This window comes from Thiomonas sp. OC7, from assembly GCF_900634595.1.
Taxonomy (GTDB): domain Bacteria; phylum Pseudomonadota; class Gammaproteobacteria; order Burkholderiales; family Burkholderiaceae_C; genus Thiomonas; species Thiomonas arsenitoxydans.
Window position 1 is genome coordinate 1079035 of the sequence record NZ_LR131953.1, and the last position, 25181, is coordinate 1104215.

Below are 25181 nucleotides of genomic sequence, written 5' to 3' on the forward strand. Positions count from 1 at the left end.
AAGCTCCTGTAGAGCCGTTCAAATTAGGCGCACCGCCGCAACGTCGCAACAAGGACATTCCCCATGCCAGACGATCAACCCCCTCGCACACCACCGCCGGAGGCAACGGCGGCGATCTTCCTCGCATTCCTGCGGCTGGGGCTCACGGCGTTCGGCGGACCGATTGCGCATCTGGAATACTTCCGCCGCGAGTTCGTCGAGCGGCGCGGCTGGCTGTCGGCGCAGGCGTATGGCGATCTGGTGGCGCTGTGCCAGTTCCTGCCCGGCCCGGCGAGTTCGCAAACCGGCATCGGGCTGGGGCTGATGCGCGGCGGTTTGCGCGGCGCGCTGGCCGCCTGGCTGGGCTTCACCCTGCCTTCGGCACTGGCGATGACCGCCTTCGCTCTGCTGCTCACGCATGTCGGCGCGCTGGCCCACGGCACCTGGCTGCACGGGCTCAAACTGGTCGCCGTCGCCGTGGTGGCGCAGGCGCTGTGGGGCATGGGCCGCAGCCTGTGCCCGGATCGGGAGCGCGCTAGTCTGGCGGTGGCGGCTGCGGTGCTGGCCGCGCTGATGCCCGGCGTCAGCGGCCAACTCGCCGTCATTCTTCTCGGCGCGGTGGTCGGGCGCTGGCTGCTGCGCCCCCCGGTGGAAGCGGTGCATGCGCAGCTGTACGTGCCGCTGCGTCATCGCAGCGCCGTGGTGCTGCTCGCGGCGTTCGGCGCGCTGCTGGTCGGCTTGCCGCTGCTCGCGGCCAGCTTGCATCAATCCGCGCTGGCGCTGTTTTCCAGCTTCTATCAATCCGGCGCGCTGGTGTTTGGCGGCGGCCATGTGGTGCTGCCGCTGCTGCAGGCCCAGGTCGTTCCGGCAGGCATGGACAACTCCACCTTCCTCGCAGGCTACGGCGCGGCGCAAGCCGTGCCGGGGCCGCTGTTCACCTTCGCCGCGTTTCTGGGCGCCGCTTCGGCGCAGGGGCCGGGTGGCTGGCTGGGCGCGGGCGTGGCGTTGCTGGGTATTTTCCTGCCCAGCTTTCTGCTCGTCGCCGGCGCCTTGCCGCTGTGGAGCGGCCTGCGCCGCCACCCCGCCATGCGCAGCGTCCTGATGGGCATCAACGCCGCTGTCGTCGGCCTGTTGCTGGCCGCGTTCTACGACCCGGTCTGGACGGCCGCCATTCACTCCCCGCGCGACTTCGCCCTGGCGCTGGCCGCGCTGTTGCTGCTGCAAGTCTGGAAGGTTGCGCCGTGGGCGGTGGTGGTCGGCGGTGCGGTAGTCACCGCGATTGCGGGCTGGGCGTGAGCCCTCAAGCCAAGCCCGACTCCTGCCCTACCAGCGCCCGTGCGAACGCCTTCGCGTCGAAGGTTTGCAGATCGTCCAGGCTTTCGCCCACGCCGATGAAATACACCGGCACCGGCCGCTCGCGGGCGATGGCCGCGATCACTCCGCCCTTGGCGCTGCCGTCGAGCTTGGTGATGACCAGGCCGGTAAGTCCCAGCGCATCGTCGAAAGCGCGCACCTGCGCCAGGGCGTTCTGGCCGTTGTTGGCGTCGATCACCAGCAGGATTTCGTGCGGCGCGCCGTCCATGGCCTTGGCCGTCACGCGTTTGACTTTTTTCAGCTCTTCCATGAGGTGAAGCTGGGTGGGCAGGCGCCCGGCGGTATCGACGATGACCACGTCCATCTCGCGCGCCTTGCCTGCGCTCACGGCGTCGAAGGCCACGGCGGCCGGGTCGCCGCCGTCTTGCGAGATGACTTGCACCTGATTGCGCTGCCCCCACGCGACGAGTTGCTCACGCGCCGCGGCGCGGAAGGTGTCGCCTGCGGCCAGGAGCACTTTTTCATCGGCGCGTAGCAGGTGCTGGGTGAGCTTGCCGATGGTGGTGGTTTTGCCCGCGCCGTTCACGCCCACCATCATCAGCACGGTGGGGTTCTGGCGACCGATGTCGAGCGGCTTTTGCAGGGGACTGAGCAAATCGGCCAGCGCGTCGGCGAGCAGGCCGCGAACTTGGGCGGGGGTTTCGGCGCGGGCCGATTTCACGCGCCGACGCAGATCAGCCAGCAGCGCGGTGGTGGCGGGCATGCCGGCGTCGGCCATGATGAGGGCCGATTCGAGTTCTTCGTACAGCGCTTCGTCGATCTTGCTGCCGCCGAACAGGCCGCTGATGCCCGATCCGGTCTTTCGCAGGCCGGAGCGCAGGCGGCTGAACCAGCCGGAAGTCGGCTGCTCTTCGGCGACGAGCACGGCAGCCTGCGATGTCTCGGCCTCAGACCTCGTCGCAACGGCGGGATCCACGGCCGGTGCGGCTTCAGCGGGCGCGTCCAGTTGCAGTGCGGCAAGCGCGGTGATCGCCTCAGGCGCAACCTCGGCCGTCGCCTCGGGCACGGCGGTTTCGGGAGCGGATTTGCGTTTGAAAAAGCGGAACATGGACAACCGATCGAAGAAAAGAGAACAAGATGATGCACGACAGACTCCTACAATTTACCTGCCCATGAATACCCAGTCTCCAGGCCATCGCGCCCTAAGCCCTTCCGTCCGCCCCCGCCGCGCGCACAGCGGCGAAGTCCGCATCATTGGCGGGCTGTGGAAACGCAGCAAGCTCGCCGTGCCCGATCTGCCGGGCCTGCGCCCCACGCCAGACCGGGTGCGCGAGACCGTGTTCAACTGGCTCGGCCAGACGCTCGCCGGTCTGCGCGTGCTCGATCTCTACGCAGGCAGCGGCGCCCTCGGGCTGGAGGCGGCCTCGCGCGGCGCGGCCTCGGTGTTGCTGATCGAACAGCATCCCCGCTGTGTGGCCGCGATTGCCGCCGCCGCGCAGCGCCTCGGCGCGACCCAGGTGCAGGTGCGAGGCGCCGATGCGCTCTCCTGCGCGCACAGCCTGGCGCGTGCTGGCGAACGCTTCGACATCGTGTTCATCGATCCGCCCTATGTCAGCGCGCAACAACTCGCCGCGCTGCAGGCGGTGCAGCCGCTGGTCGCCTCACAAGGTCTGGTTTATGTGGAGACCGATACGGCCGAGCTATTCGATACGCTGGAAACCGAGGGCTGGGCTGTCTGGCGACGGGGTCGGGCCGGTCAGGTGCACTTTGCTTTGCTGCGACGCAACACTGTCGACGCGCTGGCGCCGCAAAACCCCTAAACTGCACTTCCTTTCCACGCTTACAACCCGTTGCCATGCTGCTCGCCATCTACCCCGGCACCTTCGACCCGCTCACGCGCGGCCATGAAGACCTGGTGCGTCGCGCCAGCAAGTTGTGCGACAGGTTGTTGGTCGCCATCGCCGCCGGTCACCACAAGAACGCCATGTTCACCCTGGAAGAGCGGCTGGACATCGCGCGCGAGGTGCTCTCGCCCTATCCCAACGTTGAAGTCAGCGGCTTTACCGGACTGTTGCGCGATTTCGTCGTGGCGCGCGGCGCCCAGGTAGTGGTGCGCGGGCTGCGTGCGGTCAGCGACTTCGAGTACGAATTCCAGATGGCCGGCATGAACCGCCAGCTCATGCCCGATGTCGAAACCCTGTTTCTCACCCCGGCCGATCAGTACCAGTTCATTTCCGGGACGTTCGTGCGGGAAATCGCCATGCTCGGCGGCGACGTGAGCAAATTCGTAGTTCCCTTGGTCATGGAGCGGCTGCAGGCCAAGGTGGCCCAGCGGCGCACCGCCCCGACCTGAAAATCATCATGGCCCTGTGGATCACCGACGACTGCATCAACTGCGATGTGTGCGAGCCCGAATGCCCGAACGAGGCGATTTTCATGGGCCCGGAAATTTATGAAATCAACCCCGACCGCTGCACCGAGTGCGTGGGGCATTTCGACACGCCGCAATGCGTGCAGATCTGCCCGGTGAACTGCATTCCGGTGCGGCCTGACCGTGTGGAAAGCAAAGATCAGTTGATGGAAAAGTATCGTCGGCTGACCGCGGCGAAGGCGCCCGTTTCCTGAAAGAACCGTTGCTGCGTCAGGGCGCCGCGTCGGGGCTCGGCGGAATGACTACGCGGCGTTCCCGTGTTTGTGGAAAGCGGTGTTTGTGGCGCACTGCGTGCGCTTTCTCAGCCGCCCTTTTTGCTTTTTTTGCCTCGCGCTGCTGCAAGGCCAGTAGGCGCTTTTGCTCGCGATAGACCGCTGCCGCTCTCTGCTGCTCTTGCGCCGCCTGCGCAGCGCGTTCCTGGTCGCGGGCATCGAGCAGCGCATTCAGCCGCTGCTGTTGCACTTGGGCTTTTTCGCGTTGTTCGGGGGTGCGGGCGTCCTGAGTAGGAACGGTCTGGCCCGATCCGCAAGGCTGGTGCGAGTAGGTATTGCCGCAACGCCAGACGGGTGCGGTGGGGCTTTCGGCTGAAGGTTCGGCGGTTTGGGCCCCGGCGGATACGGCGCCCAACGCCATCAGCACGCCCACGCCGAACCGCACCAGATTGCGCATGGCTTCATCCCCTCCCCGGCTGGGCCGCGGCGGCCGACTTGCCGCCGTCGCTGCGGTTGCTGCGATGAAGCTGCATCATCGCCGCTTCGAACTCGCCTTTGAGCAGTTGCGGCAGCACCGCCTGCGATTGCTCCATGCCCTGCTCGATCAGCTTCAGCTCGGATTGCGGCGGCTTGCCCAGCACGAAACCGATCACCGCGTCCCGGTCGCCCGGATGGCCGATGCCCAGGCGCAGACGCCAGAAGTTGGGCGTGCCCAGATGAGCGATGAGATCGCGCAGGCCGTTGTGCCCGGCGTGACCGCCGCCCAGTTTGAGCTTGGCCTGGCCCGGTGGCAGATCGAGTTCGTCATGCGCCACCAGAATGTTCTCCGGCGCGATTTTGTAGAAGCGAGCGAACGCGCCAACGGACTGGCCGGATCGGTTCATATAGGTGCTGGGCTCGAGCAGCCAAAGCTCATGCCCCTGCAGACGCACCCGGGCGACATCGCCGAAAAAACTGCGCTCGGGCTTGAGGCTGACGCCCGCGGCGGTGGCGATCTGATCGACCAGCCAGAAGCCGGCGTTGTGGCGATCGAGGGCATGTTCCGGCCCGGGATTGCCTAGGCCGACGAGAAGCTGAATCATGCGAAATCCACAGAGATGGAGAGGGACTCATTCTCCGCGCGGCTGGCGCTGGAGCAGACCACTGAGCGCGGCCTGCGGCGTGAGTTTGCCGTCGAGCAAACGGCTCACCGCTTCGGTGATCGGCATGGACACGCGGTGCGCGCGGGCGAGTTGCAAGGCCGTCTGCGCGGTATGCACGCCCTCGGCCACATGCCCCAGCGTGGCCACGATATGGTCGAGCCGCTGCCCCTGCGCCAGCGCCAGGCCGACGCGGCGGTTGCGCGACAGATCGCCGGTGGCGGTCAGCACCAGATCGCCCAGACCGCTCAGGCCCATAAAAGTATCGACCTGCCCGCCCAGCGCCACGCCCAGCCGCGAAAGCTCGGCCAGCCCTCGGGTGATGAGCGCCGCGCGCGCGTTGTGGCCCAGGCCCATGCCGTCACTCACCCCGGTGGCGATGGCCAGCACATTCTTCACCGCGCCGCCCACCTCCACGCCCACGACATCGGGCGTGGCGTAGATGCGCATCGCTCCGTGATGCAGGGCCGCCACGGCCGACTGACGCAGCGCGGCGTCGGTGCTAGCAAGAGTAAGCGCCACGGGCAGACCGCGAGCGACCTCCAGCGCAAAACTCGGGCCGGAGAGCGCACCGGTCGCCGGAGGCGCATCCATGCCAGCGAATACGGCGTCGATCACCGCATGCGGCAACAGCCCGCTGCCCTGCTCAAAGCCCTTGCACAGCCAGACCAGTTGCTGCACGCGCGCGCCTTGCGGCTTGTCGGCGTTGAAAATCCGCACCGCCTGCGCGGCGGCCCGCAGGCCGGAGACCGGCACCGCCAGCAACAGCAGACCGTGGGGGCCGGCTGCGTGGCGCAGCGCCGCGTCGAGGTCGGCCGTGACGGTCAAAGTCGGCGGCAAGGGCACATCCGGCAAATAGGCGGCGTTGACCCGCTCCGCCTGCAAGCGCTGCATCTGGGCCGCGTCGCGTCCCCAGAGCAAGACGGCCTGATGCGCCGCGATCTGACAGGCGATGCCCGTGCCCCAGGCACCGGCGCCGAGCACAGTCAGCGAGCGAGGCGGTTGTGACGACATCAGCCGTTAAAACGATCAGAACAAATCAGTTCAGGCGGTCGGGGGTGATGATGGAAGGCGCGTCATTGGCGGCCTGCTGTTGCGCCTGTTGCTGCTCGTACATGGCCTGGAAGTTGATTTCGGCCAGATGCACCGGCGGAAAGCCCGCTCGGGTGATGGCGTCGGCCAGATTGGCGCGCAGATACGGATAGACGGTCTGCGGACAGGCAATGCCAAGCAGCATGTCGGCATGTTCCTGCGGAATGTTGCGTAGTTCGAAAATGCCGGCCTGCTTGCCTTCCACCAGAAACAGCACGCGGTCTTGCATGCGGGCCGTGATGGTCGCCGCCACGGTAATTTCGAACAGCCCCTCGACCACGGGCTGCGCTTCCACGCTCATTTGCACGTCCACATTGGGCTGCTGCTGCTCCAGCAGGATTTGCGGCGAATTAGGCTGCTCCAGCGACAGGTCTTTCAGATAGCAACGCTGCAGCATGAAAACCGGATCGGCAGACTGCGTGTTCTCGGGGGTGGCGCTCATCAAAAATTCTCCATGGAAAAAAGCCCGCAGGATGCGGGCGTCGATTGCTTGTGGCTGATTCTAGGCCCGCCTCATGACAGCCCCGCCAGACCCATTGGCAAGCCGGGCTGCTGGATGAGCCGAGCGGGCTTCAGGCGGCGTCGCGCAGCAGGGGCATCAGGCCGCCCCGGGCGTCGAGGGCGTAGAGATCGTCGCAGCCGCCCACATGGATGTCGCCAATGAAAATCTGCGGCACGGTGCGGCGCCCGGTGGACGCCATCATGTGCTGGCGCTGACCCGGATCGAGATCGATGCGGATTTCTTCAATGTCCACCACGCCGCGTTTTTGCAACAGCGCCTTGGCGCGGATGCAATAGGGACAGACGGCAGAGGTGTACATGCGAACCTTGTTCATACGAAAGTCATCCTTTTTCAACCGGCAGCCCGGCTTCGCGCCAAGAGCGCATCCCGCCCGACACCGCCGCAGCGTTAACAAAACCCTGCTTGCGAAGTTGGGCCGCGGCGCGCTTGGCCCGCATGCCCGATGCGCACATGATCAGCACCGGCGTGTTTTTGTCTTTGGGGAGATCACTCAAGCGCTTATCGAGCTGGCCCAGCGGAATGCTCTTGCTGCCCACGGCATGGCCGGCCTGAAATTCATTGGGCTCGCAGACGTCGATGATCACGCCCTTTTCGCGGTTGACCTTGAGCACGGCCTGAGCCGCACTGACGCCATCCGACCCGGACGCGCCGCCGTAGGAACTCCACAGCAGCATGCCGCCGGAAGTCAGGGCAATGAGCACGAGCGCCCAGTTTTCGATGAGGAACTGCACTTCGGTTTTCTCCTTGAGAGGGTGAAATTCTAAAAAATCAAATCTGCTTGCGCTGATGTATGGTTTTGTTCCATCTGCCGCATGGCGTGCGTAGGGCACCGATTGCTGCAGTGCAGCGACATTCTGCAGCTGGACTACTATTGTCCTGTGCTCCGCATTGTTTCACTCCTTCGCACTTCGAGACCTCCCATGTACAAACTCGTCATGCTGCGCCACGGTGAATCCACCTGGAATCAGCAAAACCGCTTTACCGGCTGGACCGATGTCGATCTGACCGAGCAGGGCATCCGCGAAGCCCGCGCCGCCGGGCGCCTGCTCAAGGAACTGGGTTACAGCTTCGACCTGACCTATACCTCGGTGCTCAAGCGCGCCGTGCGCACCCTGTGGCTCACGCTCGACGAGCTCGACGCCATGTGGCTGCCCGTGGTGCACACTTGGCGGCTCAACGAGCGCCACTACGGCGCGCTGCAAGGTTTGAACAAGGCGGAAACCGCCGCCAAGTACGGCGACGAACAGGTGCACATCTGGCGCCGCAGCTACGACACACCGCCCCCGCCGCTCGACGAAACCCACCGTCTGGAACTGGCCGCCGATCCGCGCTATGCCCGCCTCAAACCCGAAGAGCTGCCGCTGACCGAGTGCCTGAAAGACACCATCGCGCGGGTTCTGCCGTTCTGGCACGAGTCGCTGGCTCCGGCCATCAAGGCGGGCAAGCGCACGCTGGTGGTGTCGCACGGCAACTCCATGCGCGCCATCATGAAGTACCTGGAAAACATCTCGGACGAAGACATCACCGGGCTGAACATCCCCAACGGCATTCCGCTGGTGTACGAGCTCGACGCCGATCTCAAGCCGCTGCAGCGCTATTACCTCAACGCTGCGGGCGGCAAGGTCTGAGGCAAGGTCTGAGTTAGGCCCGCGTGCCTTGTGTCTAATCAGTATCTGTTGACGTTATTCCGCAGACGCCCTGCGGGATGTGCAGTGCTCGCGTCACAAAAATAGCGCTACCCCTATACTGCCCGCTCCTTTAGCAGACACTCCGTTTGATCCACCATGGCCAGTAAATTTCGAGTCGCAGCCTGGGTTGTCGTTGGTGCCATCACCGGCATCATGGCGACCCTGCAAGTCCAGGCGCTGGCGCGCAACACCGTTTCGCCGCTACCGCTGGAAGAACTGCAGCAGTTCGCCGCGGTGTACGGACTGATCAAGGCCGACTTCTTTGAGCCGGTCGAGGGCAAGAAACTGATCGAAAACGCCATCAACGGCATGGTGAACAACCTCGATCCACACTCGGAATATCTGGACAAGAAGAACTTCAAGGACTTCAAGGAAAGCACCAGCGGCAAATTCGTCGGCGTGGGCATCGAAATCGCCGCCGAAGATGGATTGGTGAAAGTGGTTTCGCCCATCGAGGGCTCGCCTGCTGCCCGGGCTGGCATTCATGCGGGCGACCTGATTACCCGCATCGACAATACCGCCGTCAAGGGTCTGAGCCTGAGTGACGCGGTCAAGCTCATGCGCGGCAAGCCGGGCACCAAGGTCACCCTCACCGTGCTGCGCAAGTCGGAAAACCGCACCCTCACTTTCACCGTGACCCGCGAGCTGATTCAGGTGCAGAGCGTCAAGGGCAAGATGATCGCCCCGGGCTTTGGCTGGATTCGTATCACCCAGTTCCAGGCGGACACGCTGAGCAGCTTCGTCAAAAAAATCGACGCGCTGTACAAGGAAGACCCGAACATGAAGGGCCTGATCCTCGATCTGCGCAACGATCCGGGCGGTCTGCTCGAAAGTGCCGTGGGCGTGGCTTCGGTGTTCCTGCCGAACGACGCCGTGATCGTCAGCACCAAGGGGCAGATGCCCGAGGCCAACTCCACCTACCGCAACACCCCGAGTGACTACATGAGCCGCCCGGGCGACAACCCGCTCGACACCCTGCCCGCGGGCGTGAAGACGGTGAAGCTGGTGGTGCTCATCAACGGCGGATCGGCATCGGCCTCCGAAATCGTGACCGGCGCCTTGCAAGACTACAAGCGTGCAGTGGTCATGGGCACGCTGTCCTTCGGCAAGGGCTCGGTGCAGACCGTGCTGCCGCTCGGGCCCGACACCGCGCTCAAGCTCACCACGGCGCGCTACTACACCCCCAACGGCCAGTCGATCCAGGGCAAGGGCATCACCCCGAATTACGAGGTTGATCCGTTGGAAAGCGGCGACCCCTACGCCGCGCTGCGCATGCGCGAGATCGACTACAAGAACCAGATCGGCACCGGCAACGAGTCGGCCGACTCCAAGCGGGTCGAAGAAGATGTGCGCAAGCAGGAAGAAGCCCGGCGCCTGCTCGAAGCCGAACTCCAGAAAGACCCGAACAAGTTGCCGAAATTGCCCGAGTACGGCAGCAAGGAAGACTGGCAGGTGACGCAGGCGATGAATTATCTGGAAGGCAAGCCGGTCATCACGGCCAAGCAGCTGGCCAGCACCGCCAAGGCGAAAACTCCGGCCACGTCGGCTGCAGCCAGCGGCCCGAAGGCGGACGCCAGCGGCGCCACCAAGAGCAAGTAAGGACGAGCCATCGTCCGAGAGGGCGATGGCACCCGGCATGTCTCTCGACGATCGCCAACTGCTGCGTTATTCACGGCACATCCTGCTCGACGAAATCGGCATCGAAGGCCAGGAGCGCATCTGCGCGGGCCGCGCCCTCATTCTCGGCGCCGGCGGTCTGGGTTCACCCGCAGCGCTCTACCTGGCCAGTGCGGGGGTCGGCCGTATCACCCTGGTCGACGACGATACGGTCGACCTGACCAACCTGCAACGGCAGATCGCCCATACCGAGGCGCGCATCGGACAGCGCAAGGTCGATTCCGCGCGCGAGGCGATGCGACAGATCAACCCGTCTATCGAAGTCGATGTAATCGCCCGCCGCGCCGACGCAGCCTTGCTCGACGACCTCGTCTCGGCCGCAGACGTTGCCCTGGATTGCAGCGACAACTTCGCCACCCGTCAGGCGCTGAACCGCGCCTGCGTCGCGCGCAGCGTGCCTCTGGTCAGCGGTGCGGCCATCCGCTTTGCGGGCCAGGTCAGCGTGTTCGACACCCGCCGCGATGCGCAGGGTGAGCGCGGGCCCTGTTATGCCTGCCTGTTTCCGCCGGATGCGCCGGTGGAAGAAGTGCAGTGCGCCACCATGGGCGTGCTCGCCCCTCTGGTCGGTCTAGTGGGCAGTCTGCAGGCCGTTGAAGCGCTGAAAGTCCTCAGTCAAACCGGCAAAACCTTGCGCGGCAAGCTGTTGTTGATCGATGCACTGGACACTGATTTCCAGACCATCAACCTGCCGCGCAACCCGCAATGTGCGGTCTGCGGCGACCTGCACCTTCACGACTAAACACCAGCAGTCAAAACCCCGTTGCCAACGCCTGCCGCAAGTGCTCGACCAGCAGTTGGATCGCGCGGGGCGTATTGGGACTCCAGGGGCGGATCGCGTAGATCGCCTGCCCGAAAAACCCCACGGCCCGCCATTGAGGCAATACCGCACGCAGCGTGGATGAGCGCCCGCCCAAGTCGAGGCTGAAGTCGGGCGCCAGGGCGATGCCCAGGCCGGCGCGTGCCGCCTCGCGCAGCACTTCGCTGGTATTGGCGCGCAGCGGCCCCTGCACGGTGACGCGCACGCGCTGGGGCTCCGCGTCTTTGGCGTTTGGCTGCTCGAACATCCACACCGCCGCTCCGGGCCGCAAATAGGTCAGACAGGCATGCTGCGCGAGTTCTGCAGGATGTTGCGGCTGACCATGCCGACGCAGATACGCGGCACTGGCCACCAGCAGCGAGCGCGTGTCGCACAGTTTCCAGGCCACATGGTTTTCGGGCGGCGCGGCCACATGGCGCACGGCCAGATCGAAGCCTTCCTGCGGCAGATTGCTCAACCGGTCCGACAACTCCAGCTCCACCTGAATATCGGAATACTTGCGCAGAAAGCTCAACAAGTGCGGCGCTACATGCTGGCGTCCCAAGGCAACGGGCGCGGTCACGCGCACCAGACCCCGCGGCGTTTCCGCCAGATCGTGCACCGCCCCCACGCTGCGCACGATGTGGGCGAATGCGGGGGCCGTCTCGTCCACCAGTCGCTGCCCGGCCTCGGTCAGACGCAGGGTGCGCGTGGTGCGGCGCACCAGCGGCACGCCGATACGGCGCTCCAGTGCGGCAAGCTGCTGACTCACCGCCGCCTTGGAGACCCCGAGTCGCTGTGCGGCAGCCGTCAGGCTGCCCTGAGCGGCAATGGCGCCCAGCCAGTGCACTTGCTGCCAGAGCAAGTCGTCACGCGGGGGCGAAACGGTGGACATGGCGATCTCCTCCGGTCTAATTGTTCGTTTTTCAAAACAATGTTGTCAGTTTAGATCGCTATGCAAACGCGCAGGCGGCTCATAGACTTGTCGCCATTGCACATTCTTCCGTTCACAGGAGACTCGCTCATGGGCGCACCTCACCCGTTCACTGGCGCCGCCGATGTGGCGCATTTCATCGCGGGCCGCATCGTCTCGGCCGAAGGCGCGCGCAAGCAGGCCATATTCAACCCGGCCACGGGTGCGGTATCGCGACAGGTGGAACTGGCCGACGCGGCCCAGGTGGATGCCGCCGTCGCCGCCGCACACGCCGCGTTTCCGAAATGGGCCGATATGCCGCCTGTGCGCCGCGCCCGGGTGATGTTCAAGTTTCTCGATCTGCTCAACCAGCACCGCGACACCCTGGCCGCCATGATCACTGCCGAGCACGGCAAGGTGTTCACCGACGCGCAGGGCGAGGTCACGCGGGGTATCGAAATCGTGGAGTTCGCCTGCGGCATTCCCCAACTGCTCAAGGGCGACTACACCGAGCAGGTGTCCACCGGCATCGACAACTGGACCATGCGCCAGCCGCTGGGCGTGGTGGCCGGCGTCACCCCGTTCAACTTCCCCTGCATGGTGCCGATGTGGATGTTCCCGGTGGCCATCGCGGCGGGCAATACCTTCGTGCTCAAGCCCAGCCCGCTCGATCCGTCTCCCAGCCTGCTCATGGCCGAATTGCTCAGACTAGCCGGCCTGCCCGACGGCGTGTTCAACGTCGTGCAGGGCGACAAGGTGGCGGTCGACGCGCTGCTGGCGAACCCGGACGTCAAGGCCATCAGCTTTGTCGGCTCGACCCCGGTGGCGCATCACATTGCGCAAAAGGCCGCGCGCCGGGGCAAGCGCGTGCAGGCGCTGGGTGGCGCCAAGAACCACATGGTGGTGATGCCCGACGCCGACCTCGACCAAGTCGTGGACGCGCTCATCGGCAGCGCCTTCGGCTCGGCGGGCGAACGCTGCATGGCCATCTCGGTGGGTGTGCTGGTGGGCGATGTGGCCGAAAAAATTCTGCCCCGGCTGGTCGAGCGTACGCAGGCGCTGAAGGTGAAGAACGGCATGGAGCTCGATGCCGAAATGGGCCCCATCGTCACCGAGGCGGCGCGCGAGCGCATCACCGGCCTGATCGACTCCGGCGTGCAGCAAGGCGCGAAGCTGCTGGTGGACGGTCGCGGTCTTGCAGTGCCCGGACATGAAAAAGGTTTCTGGATCGGCGGCACGGTGTTCGATCAGGTCACCCCCGACATGCGCATCTATCAGGAAGAAATCTTCGGCCCGGTGCTCTCCTGCGTGCGCGTGCCCGACTTCGCCTCGGCGCTCGAGCTCGTGAACGCGCATGCCTACGGCAACGGCGTGGCGTGCTTCACGCGCGACGGCCACGTGGCGCGCGAGTTCGGCCGCCGTGTGCAGGCCGGCATGGTGGGCATCAACGTGCCCATCCCGGTGCCCATGGCCTGGCATGGCTTCGGCGGCTGGAAAGCCAGCCTGTTTGGCGACATGCATGCCTATGGCGAAGAAGGCGTGCGCTTCTACACCAAGCAAAAGAGCATCATGCAGCGCTGGCCGGAAAGCACGCCCAAGGGCGCCGAGTTCGTGATGCCCACGTCCAAGTAAGCGCAGCGTGGCCGATACCCCCTTCGACTACATCATCATCGGCGCGGGCACCGCGGGCAGCCTGCTGGCCAACCGCCTGAGCGCCGATGCCGACAAGCGCGTGCTGCTGATCGAGGCCGGGCGCAAAGACGACTACCCCTGGATTCACATTCCGGTGGGCTATCTGTACTGCATCGGCAACCCGCGCACCGACTGGCTCTACCAGACAGAAGCCGATCCCGGGCTCAACGGCCGCACCCTGCGCTACCCGCGCGGCAAAGTGCTGGGCGGGTGCAGCAGCATCAACGGCATGATCTATATGCGCGGCCAGTCCCGTGACTACGACGCCTGGGCCGCCCTGACCGGCGACGAGGCCTGGCGCTGGGACGCCTGCCTGCCGGACTTCATCGCTCACGAAAACCACTGGCGCCGCGATGCCAGCGCCGACCGCGCGACCGATCCGTCCTTCGCCGCGCTGCACGGCCACGGCGGCGAATGGCGAGTGGAAAAGCAACGTCTCCGCTGGGACATCCTCGATGCCTTCGCGCAGGCGGCGCAACAGACTGGCATTCCCGCCACCGACGACTTCAACCGCGGCAGCAACGAGGGCGTGAGCTATTTCGAGGTCAACCAGAAAGGCGGCTGGCGCTGGAACACGGCCAAGGCCTTTTTGCGCCCGACCTGCTATGGCCGCCCGAACTTCGAACTCTGGAATGGCGCCCATGTCACTCGCCTGCTGTTCGACACCGCGCCTGACGGCAGCCAACGCTGCACTGGCGTCGAAGTGTGGACGGGCCAGGAAAAAATCACGGCGCACGCTACCCGCGAGGTGCTGCTCAGCGCGGGCGCCATCGGTTCGCCGCAAATCCTGCAGCTCTCGGGCGTGGGGCCTGCGGCGCTGCTGCAGCAACACGGCATCACCCCGCTGATCGATCTGCCGGGCGTGGGCGCCAATCTGCAGGATCATCTGCAGATCCGCGCCGTGTTCAAGGTGAAGGGCGCGCGCACGCTCAACACGCGGGCGGCGTCAAACTGGGGCAAGGCGATGATCGGTCTGGAATACGCTCTCAGGCGTACCGGCCCGATGAGCATGGCGCCCAGCCAGCTCGGCGTGTTCACCCGCAGCAGCGCGCAGTACGACCACCCCAATATTCAGTACCACGTGCAGCCGCTCAGCCTGGACGCTTTCGGCGAACCGCTGCACAGCTTCGATGCCTTCACCGCCAGCGTCTGTAATCTCAACCCCGGCAGCCGCGGAACGGTGCGGATCAAAAGCCCGCGCTTTGCCGATGCACCGGCCATTTCGCCCCACTATCTCAGCACCGACGAGGATCGTCAGGTGGCGGCCGACAGTCTGCGCCTGACCCGCCGCATCGTGGCGCAACCGGCGCTGGCGCGCTACGCGCCGGAAGAGTTCAAACCGGGTCCGCAGTTTCAGACCGATGCCGAACTCGCCCGACTGGCTGGAGACATCGCCACCACCATCTTCCACCCGGCGGGAACGACGGCCATGGGCCGTGCCGACGACCCCGGTGCGGTGGTGGATACGCGGCTGCGCCTTCGCGATGGCCGCGGCGGCGTGGTGGCCGGGCTGCGCGTGGTCGACGCCGGGGTGATGCCCCGGATTCCCAGCGGCAACATCAACAGCCCGACGCTGATGATCGCCGAGAAAGCCGCACGCTGGATCCGCGCCGATGCGCAAACCCCGAGCTGATCACAGCGCTTCGGCGCTGTAGCGCACGCTCAGGGTGTGGGTTTCGCCGGGCTGCAAGGTAAGCGCGTTGTCTGCCGCGTTGGCCGACTCCACGCACAGCATGTTGCACCAGCCCTGCGCGGTGAAGTCGCCCATGGCGGCGGCTTTCTGCTCCCACGGCGTCCAGACCACGGTGGACGCCGACCCCTGCTTGGCAATGCGAATGCGCCGCTGCAGCAGCGGATCGACGATGACGCATTCCGCAGCTGTATCCACATACACCCGGTCGGTTTCGGCGGCGAAGCGCACCGCGCCTTGTTGCTGCTTGCGGGCGAAGGCCTCGGTCTTGTCGAGGTAGCTGCAGCCATCGAGCCCCAGCAATTGCACCTCGGCAATATCGCCGACCTGGAAATAAGTGTGCAGCGCCTCGCTGAGTGGCAGCGGCTGCGCGGTGGCGTTGTGCGTGATCAGGTCCATCTCCAACACCTCCGACACGCGGATGCGCAGGGAAACCGGCGTGTCATGCGGCCATTGCGCGCGGGTGGCGTCTGAAGGCTGCAGTTGCAGCGTGAGGTGCGTCGCGCCTTGCGATACCCCGCTGTACACCACCGCCCAGGGCACGGTGCGGGCAAAGCCGTGCGCCGGAAAACTGCTCTCGCTGGCGTGCGGCCCGAACCAGGGCCAGCACACTGGCACGCCGCCACGAATGGACTTGCCCGGCAAATAGCGCGCCGCCTCAGACACCCACACCACCGGCTCCGGCTGCGACTTGGGGCGAAAGCTGGTGAGGTGAGCGCCCTGCAGACAGAGGCTGGCCACGCCTGCGGCATGGTCGATTTCAGCGAAAATCAGCCCGGTTGGATGGGCATGGAACCGAAGTTGGCCGGGGATGGAAAAACGGCTGAGCGAGTCGAGGCTGTGCATGGCGGTGGAGCTTGCGAGTGGGAAGGGAAATGACATTTTCCACCGACCCGGGCGCGCGTCGTCAAATCGCCACGCGCGGCACCCGGGTGGAGGTCCAGGCGGCGAGCAGCGTCAGCCCGCCGGCACAGAAAAACGCCAGATGGAAAGCGCGAATCACCGATTGAGCCGCGGCGGGGTCTGCCGTGTGCAAAGCGGCCTGTAAGTCGGCGCTCGACGTCAGGCCGAACACCAGCGAACCAAACACCGCGGTGCCCACCGCCGCCCCGGTGGAGCGCGCCAGAGACACCGTGGCCGCCGCGGCGCCCAAGCGGCTACGCCCCGCCACCGTCTGCACCACCAGTTGCGCCGTCGGCATCACCGTGCCGAATCCCAGCCCCGCCGCAACCCCCAGCGCACCGATGACCCACGGCGCCGCAGGCACCACGCCCAGCAAGCCCAGCGCCATCGCCGCAACGCTCAACCCCCAGCGGGCCGGCACATCGGGACGGCCCGTGCGCGCCACCACGCGGCCTGTGGCGTTGGAGCCGAGCACCAGCCCGGCGGTGAGCGGCAACAGCAGCAGGCCCGCGTGCGCCGCGCCGGTGGCGTGTCCCACCTGCAGATAAACCGGCAGAAAGAACACCAGAGCGAACAAGCCCGCCGCAAACAGCACCATGGTGGCGGCCGTCCATCCGATGGCGGGCAGATGAAGCAACTCAAGGGGAAGAAACGGGTGGGGATGCCGCCGCTCGCGCCAGAACAGCACTATGCCCAGCACCAATGCCGTCCCCGCCATGAGCGCGCTGGGCAGCGAAGCCCAGGCGAAACGGTGCCCCGCCAGGGTGAGCCACAACAGCAGGGTGGAAGCCGAGGCGGCGAACAACAACACGCCCAGGGCATCGTGCGACTGCCCCGGTTGCGCATAGCGCGCGCTGGCCGGCAGGCGCGACACCCGCCACACCGCCAGCGCAGCCAGCGGCAGATTGCCGATGAATAGCCAGCGCCAGCTAAAGTGACTGACGACCAAGCCGCCCAAAACCGGCCCCGTCACGCTGGCCAGCACGAACACCACGCCGAAATACGCCTGAAAGCGCGGCCTTTGGCGCGGCGGCACCACTTCGCCGATGAGTGCCTGACTCATCACCATCAAACCGCCACCGCCCAGACCCTGCAGCAGCCGCGCGCCAATCAACCACCACATGCCCTGCGCTGCAGCACAGGCCAGCGAACCCAGCGCAAACAGGCCCAGCGCCGCCATGAGCGCATCGCGGCGGCCATAGCGATCTCCGAGACGTCCGTACAGCGGCGCCATGATGGTGGAGGCCAGCAAATAGCCCACGGCGATCCAGGCGCTATCGGCAAAGTCGCCCAGATCACGCGCGATGGCCGGTGTGGCGGCCGCCAGCAAGGTCTGATCGACGGCGGCCAAAAAAATTGGCAGCATGACCGCAGCGAACAAGCGCACAAATGCGGCTCGGCTGACGACAGCATCATCCGACTCTGTGGCGGGAGAAGAAACAGCAGTTTGCGACATGCAGAGCATCCCTCAAAACAACGCGCGGCCCAGTCGGGCCGCAATGCAAGCTTAGCCCGTGAACGCTAATCGCCGCCGATCTTGCAGGCCGCACACGGTCTGCAGATCGTTCTGCAAACCCATGCTCTGGCACAAACCCTTCAGCGCCTTGTTCAGATATTGAATGGCCCTGGCATCGCCTTTCATACTGCATTTCCAGAGGGTTTTATGGGCTGCGGAAAGTACCAAAGCGCAAGCGTAGCCGCGCGGCTCGTTCCAGATGTGATGGAGGGTGTCTCGCTTACCCACATCACCCACCTTCGCCCGCTAAGATGTCGCCTTTTGCGCGAGACGTTCCCGCGCAATCCAACAAGTTGGGCCGTTAGCTCAGTTGGTTAGAGCAGAGGACTCATAATCCTTTGGTCGCTGGTTCGAGCCCAGCACGGCCTACCAATTTTTTCCAAGTCAATACAAGAAGTTAGAGAAAATTCCGCTTGCAAGACAGCGCCTATTTGCCTCAAAATTTGCTCACACCCGACCGGGCGTGAGCAAACGTGAGCAAAAAGGAGTGGACATGGCATCCGTAGTGCAAATGCCCAGCGGGCGGTTTCGAGCATTCGCTCGCGTCAAAGAGATGAAGGCCGTTCAGTCCTTCGACCGCCGAGATGAAGCCGAAGTTTGGGCAAACGCGACCGAAAAACGGATGCGGGCTGGCAGATGGGTTGCGCCAACCGTCAAACGCCAGGACGTTCGCAAGACCGTCAAAGAAGGCTTCGCTGCCTATGTTGAATCTGAGGACTGGCTGAGCAAGGCTGAGGTGACACGACGGGTCGAACTCGCGAAGCAACTTCCAGTCATCAAGGAACTCGGTTCGAAACGCCTCAGTGAGTTGTCGCAAGACGACGTGCGCAACTACATCGCGATGCGGCGAAAAACGCGTCCCGCCCGAGTCAAACAGAGTGACCCGGATGCGCGCCTGAGCCCAGACCAAATCAGGCTCGAAGTCGCGGCCCTCTCCGCGATGTGCAATTTCGCTATCAGCCAGCACTGGATGGAGTCAAATCCGACTCGTGACGTCAAGCGCCCCACTTCAAATCGGCGGACTGCGCGCATCAACGACGAGCTAATCGGCCAAATCCTGTCCCATCCAAAGGTGCGGGGAGACACGCGTGCCTATGTCTTCTTTCGGCTGCTTTTCTCGTCGGTCTGCAGACCTGGCGAACTTGCAACCGCAAAAAAAGATTGGTATCGACGCAACCCTCCACAAATTCACATTCCACGGACGAAGAACGAGGATGAACGGGCCATCATCATCCCCAACTCAATAGCTCTCAGTTTCGAACGCTACATCGACTCCGACGACACAAATTCACCCTACATCTTTACCACTGCAGCACGCAAAAAAGGAACATGGAAGCCGTTCAACTACGCAAGTATCTGGGCTGTCGTCGCTCGCGACTTGAACCTCAAAGAGATGGGCATCGTCCCGCATGTCGCACGACACGAGGGTGTTTCACGTCTCTTTGAGAGGACTACCTTGTCCGACGGACAAATCGCGGCAGTCTCCGGCCATCGCACCGCTCAAGCACTATGGCGTTACAAGCACCTCAGGGCCGAGCATTCTCGTGGCGTCCTGAACGCGCTGGACAGCCTGATTCATAACGCTGTAGATGCCGCCATTAGCCCCGGAAAACACACATCTCGGGAACTCGCCCCAGGTGAGATGCTCGTCCCCATCAACCCGCCCCTCGAGCGGCGCATCAATCCCAAAAAGATGCAACAAGAGCTCAAAACCAGACAGGAATTTGAACGTCGCCACGGGGCCGTGTATTTTCATGAAAATCCGGCAAGAAAAGTGGAGCGGGAGAATCGGCTGCAGCCAGATGACGGCACCTCAACGGCACCGAATAAGCCCCTCACGCTCGAACAGTTCGAGGAATTGAGAGCGGCCTTGGTTCCTCGCACCGAATCAGATGGAGACTAATCCGTTAACGAGCGCACCGACTAGCAAATTTTCGATGGTTTCTCTGCAGGCTCGAACGTCCCGCGCGTTGCTTGGGCTGTGCGCACCGGCAGTTGGCTAGAAATGAATCGAGAGCGCATCGGCAGCTAGCAGGTTCAGTCCACCCACCCCGTCGGCAACATCTCTGCCGGCCGAACCGCCGACTCGGAGACATCCTCCTGCTTGTCAGGCGGGTGATTGGGTATTCGTAACGACGTATCTGACGTCTGTCCACCGCACTCCCGCCCAGCATGTTCCCATTGACTGCATCCGTAAGGTGCAACCGCTGACGCACGATGTTCACGGATGCATAACGACTCCCTGGTCAATCTCACCATGTATCACCAAGCCGGAATTTCCGGTTGCCCCAGAGGTCTGATTGCCGCCGAAATCTCCCGGGGCACCGCCAGCTGCACATGCGCTCAAAAGCAGCGGCATCAGCAAAATAATAATTATTCGCATATTGAACGGCGCTTCCTCATTCAATTCCTCATCGACCGCGGACAGTCGTGCTGGGCCGCCCGGCCCAGCGACTCGGTGCGCCCTGCACCACCCGCCCAGCCTCTTTGGCATCACGCCCTGAGTCGTCTGCAAATGGTCCGCTACAGGCTCGTTCGATGACTTCGGCTTGAGTAACGCCAAGGTCCAACTTGAGTTCCGATGCACGGTCGGTCAGCATCCTCGCTAGTGTCCTGTCCCGTAAATAACTGGCATTAATCTTGCATGCCAGTGCGGTATCTTTGAACCCGAGATACCGCGATGAAAACAGGCAGGCCGAAGGCCGAACTTTTGCTGACGGACGCGGAGCGTTCGCAGCTTCAATCCTTCGCTCGCAGCCGCTCGCTGCCGGCGGCGCTGAGCATGCGTGCGCGCATCATTCTGGACAGTGCGAGCGGTGAACAAAACAAGGACATCGCCGAGCGGCTCAAGCTGAGCATGGCCACGGTGGGCAAGTGGCGATCGCGCTTTGTCGATCGCCGCATTGCCGGCCTGTACGACGACATGCGCCCGGGCAAGCCGCGAACCATCGACGACGAACGCGTGGCGCAGTTGATCAAGACCACCCTGCATACCAAGCCGGTCGACGGCTCGACGCACTGGAGCGTGCGCTCGGTGGCCGCCGAGACTGGCATCTCCAAGAGCAGCGTGGCGCGCTACTTCCAGCTCTTCGGCTTGCAACCCCATCGCACCGAAGGCTTCAAGCTGTCCAACGACCCGTTCTTCATCGAGAAGCTGCGCGACGTCGTTGGCCTGTACCTGAGCCCGCCCGACAACGCGCTGGTCATCTGCGTGGACGAGAAGAGCCAGTGCCAAGCCCTGGAGCGAACACAGCCCATGCTGCCCATGGGCTTCGGCTACGTCGAGGGCGTCACCCACGACTACAAGCGTCACGGCACAACCACGTTGTTCGCCGCGTTGAACGTGCTCAACGGCGCGGTGCTGGCCAGTTGCAAACCGCGGCATCGTCATCAGGAGTACCTGTCCTTCTTGCGGGAGATCGAGCGAGCTGTACCGGCCGCGCTCGAAATCCACTGCATCGCGGACAACTACGCCACGCACAACCACCCGAAGGTCAAGGCCTGGCTGGCTGCACATCCGCGCTGGACCATGCACTTCATCCCGACGTACAGCTCCTGGCTCAATGCGTATTCCGGCGAACGTGACCGCTGATTCTGGCAACGTGACCGGCATTGCGGTGAACGTGACCGAGGGTCGGTATTGCGCGTTTTGAGTTTATGCCGGCTTGCATTTCCGGCTGTTTTTCCTTGTCTTTAAGGGGTTCGTTTTTAAATCAATAGGCCCCCGGCAGGCCGCCGGAGGCCCTCCTTGAACGGGCTGGATTAGCTTTCGGTGCTCTCCTCTTTTGCGGGGCGATTTTTCTTGCGCAGCGATTCCCCCGTGAGCGTGAAGCGGTGGTGGTTTTGCATCAGCCGGTCCAGCATGGCATCCGCCATGGTCGGGTCACCGATCCACTCGTGCCAGTGCTCAATCGGCAACTGGCTGGTGATGATGGTGGCACGCTGGCTGGCCCGGTCGTCAATGATCTCCAGCAGGTCCGCCCGGGTTTGGCTATCCATGCCAGCCATGCCCCAGTCGTCAAGCAGCAAGACGTCGGTGTTTTTGAGCGTATCGAGCCAACGCGTAAATGTGCCGTTGGCGTGGCGAATACGTAACTCTTCACCCAGGCGTGGAACCCTTTGGTACAGCGCGCTGTGGCCACGTCGGCAGGCATGCTGGGCCAGCGCGCACGCCAGCCACGACTTGCCCGCGCCGGTGGCTCCGGTGATCAGCACGGCGTGCCCGCACTTGACCCATTCTCCCAGTGCCAGGCTCATCACCGCGCTGCGCTCCAGGCCCCGCGTGGCGCGGCTGTCCAGGTCTTCAATGGCCGCTTGCGGGTATTTGAGCTTGGCCGACTTCAGCAAACGCGCACAGCGCCGGTCTTGCCTGCCATGCACCTCGCGGTCCACCAACAGGGCCAGCCGCTCTTCAAAGCTCATGGCGCTGATGCCGCTTTGTATGAGCTGCTGCTCCAGCGCCTGGGCCATGGTTTCCAGGCGTAGGCTGCGCAATTGGTTCAAGGTGGTGTTCATCATCATTTTGGAGTTCTCCGTACGGGGCTTGTTCACGCTAGGTTTCATTGGTAGTAGCTCGCGCCCCGCACATGGGCGTGTGCGGGAGAAGTCCACTCAGGAGTGGCGCTAGCTTGCAACAGGTCGCGCCGGTTGAGCAAGATGTCGCGGATGTGGGTGTATTTGCTGGTGCCCAGGCCCAGAGCCATGGTGCAGGCCGCCTCCAGCCGGGCCGGGCTATAGCGCTTGGAGAGCGACAGCAGGCCCAAGCAGGCGCGGTAGGCATGCTCGGGGTGGGGTTGACGCTCCAGCATCTTTTGCACCGTGGCCGCACAGGCCACGCCGATACGCTGGCCCCAGGCGATGAGCCGCTCGGGTGTCCATTGCGCCTGGTGTTGGTGGCGCTCGGGCAGGTGTTCGGTCACGGTAGTGAAGCCGCCCTTGTGCGCGCAGCGCATGTGGCTGGCCACCCGCTCTCCACGGTGCAGGGCTTCGAGCGCATGGGCCGTCACCCGCAACTCCAGCGTTCGCCCCACCAAGGCGGTGGGCACGCTGTAGCGGTGGCCTTCAAATTCGACATGGCTGTCGATGTGCACGCGCACCGTTTTGAAGACCGACCACTCCCAGGGCTGAACCGGTAAGGCCATCAGCGCCGGGGCGTCGATTTGGGCAAACACACTGGCACGGCTTCCAGGGAGCTTTTGAAAGGCACGCTGGTTAAGCCATTGCAGCAGGGGGGCAATGGCGTCGTTGACCTCCTGCACGCTGGCGAACTGGAATTTGCGCAGGCGCGCCAGGATCCAGCGCTCCACCAGCAGTACGCTCAATTCGACCTTGGGCTTGTCCTGCGGGTGGTAGGCGCGCGCGGGCAGCACTGAGCAGCCGTAGTGGCGGGCGAAGTCGCGCACCGTTTCGGTGAGCACCGGCTCGTAGCGATCGGCCTGGGTGACCAGGGCGCGCGGGTTGTCGGGGACGATGAGCTGGGGCACGCCGCCATAAAAGCGCAGTGCCTGTGCCGTCGCATCCAGCCAGTCCTTGGCCGCTTGTGCCGGCGTGGCCGTGCAGAAGCAGTAGCCCGACACCCCCAGGGCGGCCACGAAGAGATTGGCCCGCCCCACTTCCTGGCCCCCATCGATCAGGGCAATGGTGGGGCCCGCATAGTCGATGAACAGCTTCTCTCCTGCACGATGTACCTGACGCATGGAGCGCTTGAGAAGCCTGGCAAATCGGCGGTAGTTCTCGCAGAACTGCGAATAGCGCCACGGCTTGACGGGGTGGTCTGCACTGTGCTCGTCGCCAACTTGGGCGCAGTATTCCTCCCACAGCAGCGTGAGGGTGACGCCCTTGCGGGCAAGTTCCTGGTGGATGCGCCCGTAGTCGGGCTGGGCGTAGGTGTCGCTGGGGCGCGGTGAGGCCAGCAGGCGGCGCTCCAGCGTGGCCTCATCCATGGCGGCGATGGATTGCCCGTTCAATCCAGCCGCGACGGCCAGGCCCACGTACTTGGTGACCACACCTTTGGAGATGCCCAGGGCAGAAGCGATTTGCTGGTGAGACAGCCCACTTTCGAATTTGAGACGCAGGGCGTCTTTGAGTTTGCGCATATTGATCCTTAAAGCAGGCATGGGGCTCCTTGTCTAAAAAGGCAAGAAACTACCCGACCCGCGGTTGGGCTTATGCGCAACACCGCACTGGCGGCGTATACCGCCGCGCCGATTGGCGTGGCCGTTTGCAGCGGTCACGTTCGTCGGAATCACCGGTCACGTTGGGCCGGAATACTCATCCACGCCGGCCTGGGCGTTGTCGCTCTGCTCGAAGCCGCCGCCGGACACCGGCATGATGCGCGACTCCTCGTCCGTCAGGTTGATCTGGTCGCTGTCCTTGGGGCCAGCCTGGGGCGGCTCGGGATCCCTCCCGCGCGGCTTCTTGCCAGCCTCGCGCTGGGCCCGGCGCTTGGCCTCTTTGGCCTCAAACTCCTGCTGCTCCGCCTTGAATCGTTCGGCGGCGCGTTGCGCAATCTTGGCCTTGGCCTGCGCGATGGCGCGCAGACGGTCCTCGCGGCGGGCAATCTCGGCGGGCACATCCATGCCATCGGGCGCGCTGAGACGGTCGCTCTGCTCAGCCAAGGCCAGCAGGGTCTGGACTTCCTGGCGCAATTGCGCCTCAATCTTGTGGGCATGCGCCCACGACAGCGCCTTGTGCTTGCTCGCGTTGGCTCGGATCTTCGTGCCGTCCAGCGCAATGTGCCCAAGCTTGAGCAGCTTCATCTCGCGCGCCAGCACCAGCACCTGCACAAACAGCGCCTCAATGTCCTTCAGAAAGCGCCGCCGGAACGACGCCAGCGTGTCGTGGTCGGGGTGCGTATTGGCCGCCACATAGCGGAACGCCACCGAGTCGTAGGTCGCGCGCTCAATCTTGCGGCTCGAATGCACTCCATTGGCATACCCGTAAATCAGCAGTCCCAGCAGCACCGCAGGGTGATGCGCGGCCGAGCCCCGGCCCGCGTACTGCTTGACCAGATCATCCAGATCAAGCCGATCAATCACTTCGACCACAAAGCGCGCGAGGTGATCACTGGGCAACCACTCGTCCACCGACGGCGGTAAAAGGTAGGCTGTGTCTCGGTCGACACAAACGAAGCGGCTCATCGCGGGGAACTCCTCAATGGACTGTCGCCATTGTCTCGGATTCATCCATCAGGCGAAAGCCTGGAAAGTCCGACAGCCTCCTAGTGGATCGTGTGACGGCTAGTGCGCACAAGGGAGACATTGACGTGAATGCCGGCGTCGCACACCTTGCGTCTCATTCGCGGCGCTCTTAGCTAACAACCTGCCTTATCAGGCAGTGTTTGACGAAGCCCAAGGCTGTCAATCGCATCGGCGACGGTGGCGGTTCTTCTCAGCACACTTCCAGCACCACACGCGCCCGATCTCCACATTCGATCTCGGGGTCATGCGTTGTCTGCGGGTTGAATTGCTCTTCGAACGACTTGGCTGACTTCCACATCGCCACGTTGACGTAAGTGACGCCTTCACCGCCGATGGGCAGGCTTCTCATCGAATCAGGCAACTCGCTCGAATTGCCGACCTTCGTCAGTGTCTCTGAGACAAAGTCTGGGTGATCTG

24 protein-coding genes, 1 tRNA gene and 2 pseudogenes are annotated in these 25181 nt (G+C 64.1%); 12 read left to right on the forward strand and 15 right to left on the reverse strand.

Translation table 11 applies throughout. The features are described 5' to 3' along the window. Positions 1 to 63 precede the first annotated feature (63 nt). Positions 64 to 1275 (forward strand): chromate efflux transporter, encoded by a 1212-nt coding sequence (gene chrA, locus BIO17B3_RS05160; RefSeq protein ID WP_156053289.1) that lies wholly within the window; start codon positions 64 to 66, stop codon positions 1273 to 1275. A gap of 4 nt (positions 1276 to 1279) precedes the next feature. On the opposite strand, the gene ftsY is transcribed toward chrA, so the two are convergent. Then, entirely contained in the window at positions 1280 to 2401 is a 1122-nt protein-coding gene (gene ftsY, locus BIO17B3_RS05165; protein ID WP_156053290.1) for a signal recognition particle-docking protein FtsY, read from the reverse strand. Positions 2402 to 2465: 64 nt separating this feature from the next. Between ftsY and rsmD the strand changes: the two genes are divergently transcribed. Genes rsmD through BIO17B3_RS05180 form a run of 3 tightly spaced genes read left to right on the forward strand, consistent with a single transcriptional unit; the run spans position 2466 to position 3918 of the window. Beyond that, a complete protein-coding gene (gene rsmD / locus BIO17B3_RS05170) occupies positions 2466 to 3113 on the forward strand; it encodes a 16S rRNA (guanine(966)-N(2))-methyltransferase RsmD (protein ID WP_156053291.1) in 648 nt (215 codons plus the stop codon). A 35-nt stretch (positions 3114 to 3148) separates the two neighbouring features. Beyond that, positions 3149 to 3646, forward strand: coding sequence for a pantetheine-phosphate adenylyltransferase (gene coaD / locus BIO17B3_RS05175; RefSeq protein WP_013105032.1), 498 nt, complete (start codon positions 3149 to 3151; stop codon positions 3644 to 3646). Positions 3647 to 3654: 8 nt separating this feature from the next. Continuing rightward, positions 3655 to 3918 (forward strand): YfhL family 4Fe-4S dicluster ferredoxin, encoded by a 264-nt coding sequence (locus BIO17B3_RS05180; protein WP_156053292.1) that lies wholly within the window; start codon positions 3655 to 3657, stop codon positions 3916 to 3918. 16 nt (positions 3919 to 3934) lie between these two features. Here BIO17B3_RS05180 and BIO17B3_RS05185 read toward each other — a convergent pair whose 3' ends face one another. From BIO17B3_RS05185 to BIO17B3_RS05210, 6 genes are all read right to left on the reverse strand, one after another. Then, positions 3935 to 4393: a hypothetical protein gene (locus tag BIO17B3_RS05185; protein WP_156053293.1), complete on the reverse strand. Its 459-nt coding sequence runs from the start codon at positions 4391 to 4393 to the stop codon at positions 3935 to 3937. A 4-nt stretch (positions 4394 to 4397) separates the two neighbouring features. Continuing rightward, positions 4398 to 5018, reverse strand: coding sequence for an aminoacyl-tRNA hydrolase (gene pth, locus BIO17B3_RS05190; RefSeq protein WP_156053294.1), 621 nt, complete (start codon positions 5016 to 5018; stop codon positions 4398 to 4400). Between the two features lie 27 nt (positions 5019 to 5045). Further along, positions 5046 to 6089: an NAD(P)H-dependent glycerol-3-phosphate dehydrogenase gene (locus BIO17B3_RS05195; RefSeq protein WP_156053295.1), complete on the reverse strand. Its 1044-nt coding sequence runs from the start codon at positions 6087 to 6089 to the stop codon at positions 5046 to 5048. A 25-nt stretch (positions 6090 to 6114) separates the two neighbouring features. After that, positions 6115 to 6609 (reverse strand): protein-export chaperone SecB, encoded by a 495-nt coding sequence (gene secB, locus BIO17B3_RS05200; RefSeq protein WP_013105027.1) that lies wholly within the window; start codon positions 6607 to 6609, stop codon positions 6115 to 6117. A gap of 130 nt (positions 6610 to 6739) precedes the next feature. Continuing rightward, positions 6740 to 7003, reverse strand: a complete 264-nt coding sequence (grxC, locus tag BIO17B3_RS05205; protein ID WP_013122477.1) for a glutaredoxin 3 — start codon at positions 7001 to 7003, stop codon at positions 6740 to 6742. Positions 7004 to 7010: 7 nt separating this feature from the next. Beyond that, positions 7011 to 7421 (reverse strand): rhodanese-like domain-containing protein, encoded by a 411-nt coding sequence (locus tag BIO17B3_RS05210; RefSeq protein ID WP_013105025.1) that lies wholly within the window; start codon positions 7419 to 7421, stop codon positions 7011 to 7013. Between the two features lie 189 nt (positions 7422 to 7610). Between BIO17B3_RS05210 and gpmA the strand changes: the two genes are divergently transcribed. The 3 genes from gpmA to BIO17B3_RS05225 all read left to right on the forward strand — a co-directional run bounded on the left by gpmA (position 7611) and on the right by BIO17B3_RS05225 (position 10794). Then, entirely contained in the window at positions 7611 to 8318 is a 708-nt protein-coding gene (gene gpmA, locus BIO17B3_RS05215) for a 2,3-diphosphoglycerate-dependent phosphoglycerate mutase (RefSeq protein ID WP_156053296.1), read from the forward strand. Positions 8319 to 8474: 156 nt separating this feature from the next. Beyond that, positions 8475 to 9977 (forward strand): S41 family peptidase, encoded by a 1503-nt coding sequence (locus BIO17B3_RS05220; RefSeq protein WP_156053297.1) that lies wholly within the window; start codon positions 8475 to 8477, stop codon positions 9975 to 9977. A 25-nt stretch (positions 9978 to 10002) separates the two neighbouring features. After that, the gene (locus tag BIO17B3_RS05225) at positions 10003 to 10794 is read left to right on the forward strand and encodes a molybdopterin-synthase adenylyltransferase MoeB (protein ID WP_156053298.1); all 792 of its coding nucleotides are present in this window, start codon (positions 10003 to 10005) and stop codon (positions 10792 to 10794) included. Positions 10795 to 10804: 10 nt separating this feature from the next. Here the strand turns inward: BIO17B3_RS05225 and BIO17B3_RS05230 are convergent, their stop codons facing one another. Then, positions 10805 to 11746, reverse strand: coding sequence for a LysR family transcriptional regulator (locus BIO17B3_RS05230; protein ID WP_013105021.1), 942 nt, complete (start codon positions 11744 to 11746; stop codon positions 10805 to 10807). A gap of 129 nt (positions 11747 to 11875) precedes the next feature. Here BIO17B3_RS05230 and BIO17B3_RS05235 point away from each other — a divergent pair, with 129 nt between their 5' ends. Together BIO17B3_RS05235 and BIO17B3_RS05240 are read left to right on the forward strand one after the other, a co-directional pair. Then, positions 11876 to 13396: a CoA-acylating methylmalonate-semialdehyde dehydrogenase gene (locus tag BIO17B3_RS05235; RefSeq protein WP_156053299.1), complete on the forward strand. Its 1521-nt coding sequence runs from the start codon at positions 11876 to 11878 to the stop codon at positions 13394 to 13396. A 7-nt stretch (positions 13397 to 13403) separates the two neighbouring features. Next, on the forward strand, positions 13404 to 15089 hold the full coding sequence (locus BIO17B3_RS05240) for a GMC family oxidoreductase (protein WP_156053300.1): 1686 nt from the start codon (positions 13404 to 13406) through the stop codon (positions 15087 to 15089). On the opposite strand, the gene BIO17B3_RS05245 is transcribed toward BIO17B3_RS05240, so the two are convergent. From BIO17B3_RS05245 to BIO17B3_RS19350, 3 genes are all read right to left on the reverse strand, one after another. Continuing rightward, entirely contained in the window at positions 15090 to 15992 is a 903-nt protein-coding gene (locus BIO17B3_RS05245) for a D-hexose-6-phosphate mutarotase (protein ID WP_156053301.1), read from the reverse strand. 61 nt (positions 15993 to 16053) lie between these two features. Beyond that, entirely contained in the window at positions 16054 to 17505 is a 1452-nt protein-coding gene (locus BIO17B3_RS05250; RefSeq protein WP_156053302.1) for an MFS transporter, read from the reverse strand. Between the two features lie 51 nt (positions 17506 to 17556). After that, positions 17557 to 17691, reverse strand: a complete 135-nt coding sequence (locus tag BIO17B3_RS19350; protein WP_255421397.1) for a hypothetical protein — start codon at positions 17689 to 17691, stop codon at positions 17557 to 17559. Positions 17692 to 17860: 169 nt separating this feature from the next. Here BIO17B3_RS19350 and BIO17B3_RS05255 point away from each other — a divergent pair. The 3 genes and pseudogenes from BIO17B3_RS05255 to BIO17B3_RS05265 form a co-directional block, all read left to right on the forward strand. Continuing rightward, positions 17861 to 17937, forward strand: a tRNA-Ile gene (locus tag BIO17B3_RS05255). 121 nt (positions 17938 to 18058) lie between these two features. Continuing rightward, complete coding sequence (locus BIO17B3_RS05260) at positions 18059 to 19468, forward strand: tyrosine-type recombinase/integrase (protein WP_156053303.1); 1410 nt, start codon at positions 18059 to 18061, stop codon at positions 19466 to 19468. A 777-nt stretch (positions 19469 to 20245) separates the two neighbouring features. Beyond that, positions 20246 to 21130: pseudogene (locus BIO17B3_RS05265) on the forward strand (IS630 family transposase); the annotation flags it as partial. Positions 21131 to 21327: 197 nt separating this feature from the next. Here BIO17B3_RS05265 and istB read toward each other — a convergent pair. From istB to BIO17B3_RS05285, 4 genes and pseudogenes are all read right to left on the reverse strand, one after another. After that, a complete protein-coding gene (istB, locus tag BIO17B3_RS05270) occupies positions 21328 to 22086 on the reverse strand; it encodes an IS21-like element helper ATPase IstB (RefSeq protein ID WP_156053304.1) in 759 nt (252 codons plus the stop codon). Between the two features lie 38 nt (positions 22087 to 22124). Continuing rightward, the gene (istA, locus tag BIO17B3_RS05275; RefSeq protein ID WP_156053305.1) at positions 22125 to 23681 is read right to left on the reverse strand and encodes an IS21 family transposase; all 1557 of its coding nucleotides are present in this window, start codon (positions 23679 to 23681) and stop codon (positions 22125 to 22127) included. Between the two features lie 156 nt (positions 23682 to 23837). Further along, positions 23838 to 24704: pseudogene (locus tag BIO17B3_RS05280) on the reverse strand (transposase); the annotation flags it as partial. 250 nt (positions 24705 to 24954) lie between these two features. Beyond that, positions 24955 to 25113, reverse strand: a complete 159-nt coding sequence (locus tag BIO17B3_RS05285) for a hypothetical protein (RefSeq protein ID WP_156053306.1) — start codon at positions 25111 to 25113, stop codon at positions 24955 to 24957. Positions 25114 to 25181 lie beyond the last annotated feature (68 nt).

Coding starts and splice junctions, on each gene's coding strand:
- chrA (WP_156053289.1), top strand. CDS start 64: ATGCCAGACGATCAACCCCCTCGCACACCACCGCCGGAGGCAACGGCG.
- ftsY (WP_156053290.1), bottom strand. CDS start 2,401: ATGTTCCGCTTTTTCAAACGCAAATCCGCTCCCGAAACCGCCGTGCCC.
- rsmD (WP_156053291.1), top strand. CDS start 2,466: ATGAATACCCAGTCTCCAGGCCATCGCGCCCTAAGCCCTTCCGTCCGC.
- coaD (WP_013105032.1), top strand. CDS start 3,149: ATGCTGCTCGCCATCTACCCCGGCACCTTCGACCCGCTCACGCGCGGC.
- BIO17B3_RS05180 (WP_156053292.1), top strand. CDS start 3,655: ATGGCCCTGTGGATCACCGACGACTGCATCAACTGCGATGTGTGCGAG.
- BIO17B3_RS05185 (WP_156053293.1), bottom strand. CDS start 4,393: ATGCGCAATCTGGTGCGGTTCGGCGTGGGCGTGCTGATGGCGTTGGGC.
- pth (WP_156053294.1), bottom strand. CDS start 5,018: ATGATTCAGCTTCTCGTCGGCCTAGGCAATCCCGGGCCGGAACATGCC.
- BIO17B3_RS05195 (WP_156053295.1), bottom strand. CDS start 6,089: ATGTCGTCACAACCGCCTCGCTCGCTGACTGTGCTCGGCGCCGGTGCC.
- secB (WP_013105027.1), bottom strand. CDS start 6,609: ATGAGCGCCACCCCCGAGAACACGCAGTCTGCCGATCCGGTTTTCATG.
- grxC (WP_013122477.1), bottom strand. CDS start 7,003: ATGAACAAGGTTCGCATGTACACCTCTGCCGTCTGTCCCTATTGCATC.
- gpmA (WP_156053296.1), top strand. CDS start 7,611: ATGTACAAACTCGTCATGCTGCGCCACGGTGAATCCACCTGGAATCAG.
- BIO17B3_RS05220 (WP_156053297.1), top strand. CDS start 8,475: ATGGCCAGTAAATTTCGAGTCGCAGCCTGGGTTGTCGTTGGTGCCATC.
- BIO17B3_RS05225 (WP_156053298.1), top strand. CDS start 10,003: ATGGCACCCGGCATGTCTCTCGACGATCGCCAACTGCTGCGTTATTCA.
- BIO17B3_RS05230 (WP_013105021.1), bottom strand. CDS start 11,746: ATGTCCACCGTTTCGCCCCCGCGTGACGACTTGCTCTGGCAGCAAGTG.
- BIO17B3_RS05235 (WP_156053299.1), top strand. CDS start 11,876: ATGGGCGCACCTCACCCGTTCACTGGCGCCGCCGATGTGGCGCATTTC.
- BIO17B3_RS05245 (WP_156053301.1), bottom strand. CDS start 15,992: ATGCACAGCCTCGACTCGCTCAGCCGTTTTTCCATCCCCGGCCAACTT.
- BIO17B3_RS05250 (WP_156053302.1), bottom strand. CDS start 17,505: ATGTCGCAAACTGCTGTTTCTTCTCCCGCCACAGAGTCGGATGATGCT.
- BIO17B3_RS19350 (WP_255421397.1), bottom strand. CDS start 17,691: ATGAAAGGCGATGCCAGGGCCATTCAATATCTGAACAAGGCGCTGAAG.
- BIO17B3_RS05260 (WP_156053303.1), top strand. CDS start 18,059: ATGGCATCCGTAGTGCAAATGCCCAGCGGGCGGTTTCGAGCATTCGCT.
- istB (WP_156053304.1), bottom strand. CDS start 22,086: ATGATGATGAACACCACCTTGAACCAATTGCGCAGCCTACGCCTGGAA.
- istA (WP_156053305.1), bottom strand. CDS start 23,681: ATGCCTGCTTTAAGGATCAATATGCGCAAACTCAAAGACGCCCTGCGT.
- BIO17B3_RS05285 (WP_156053306.1), bottom strand. CDS start 25,113: ATGAGAAGCCTGCCCATCGGCGGTGAAGGCGTCACTTACGTCAACGTG.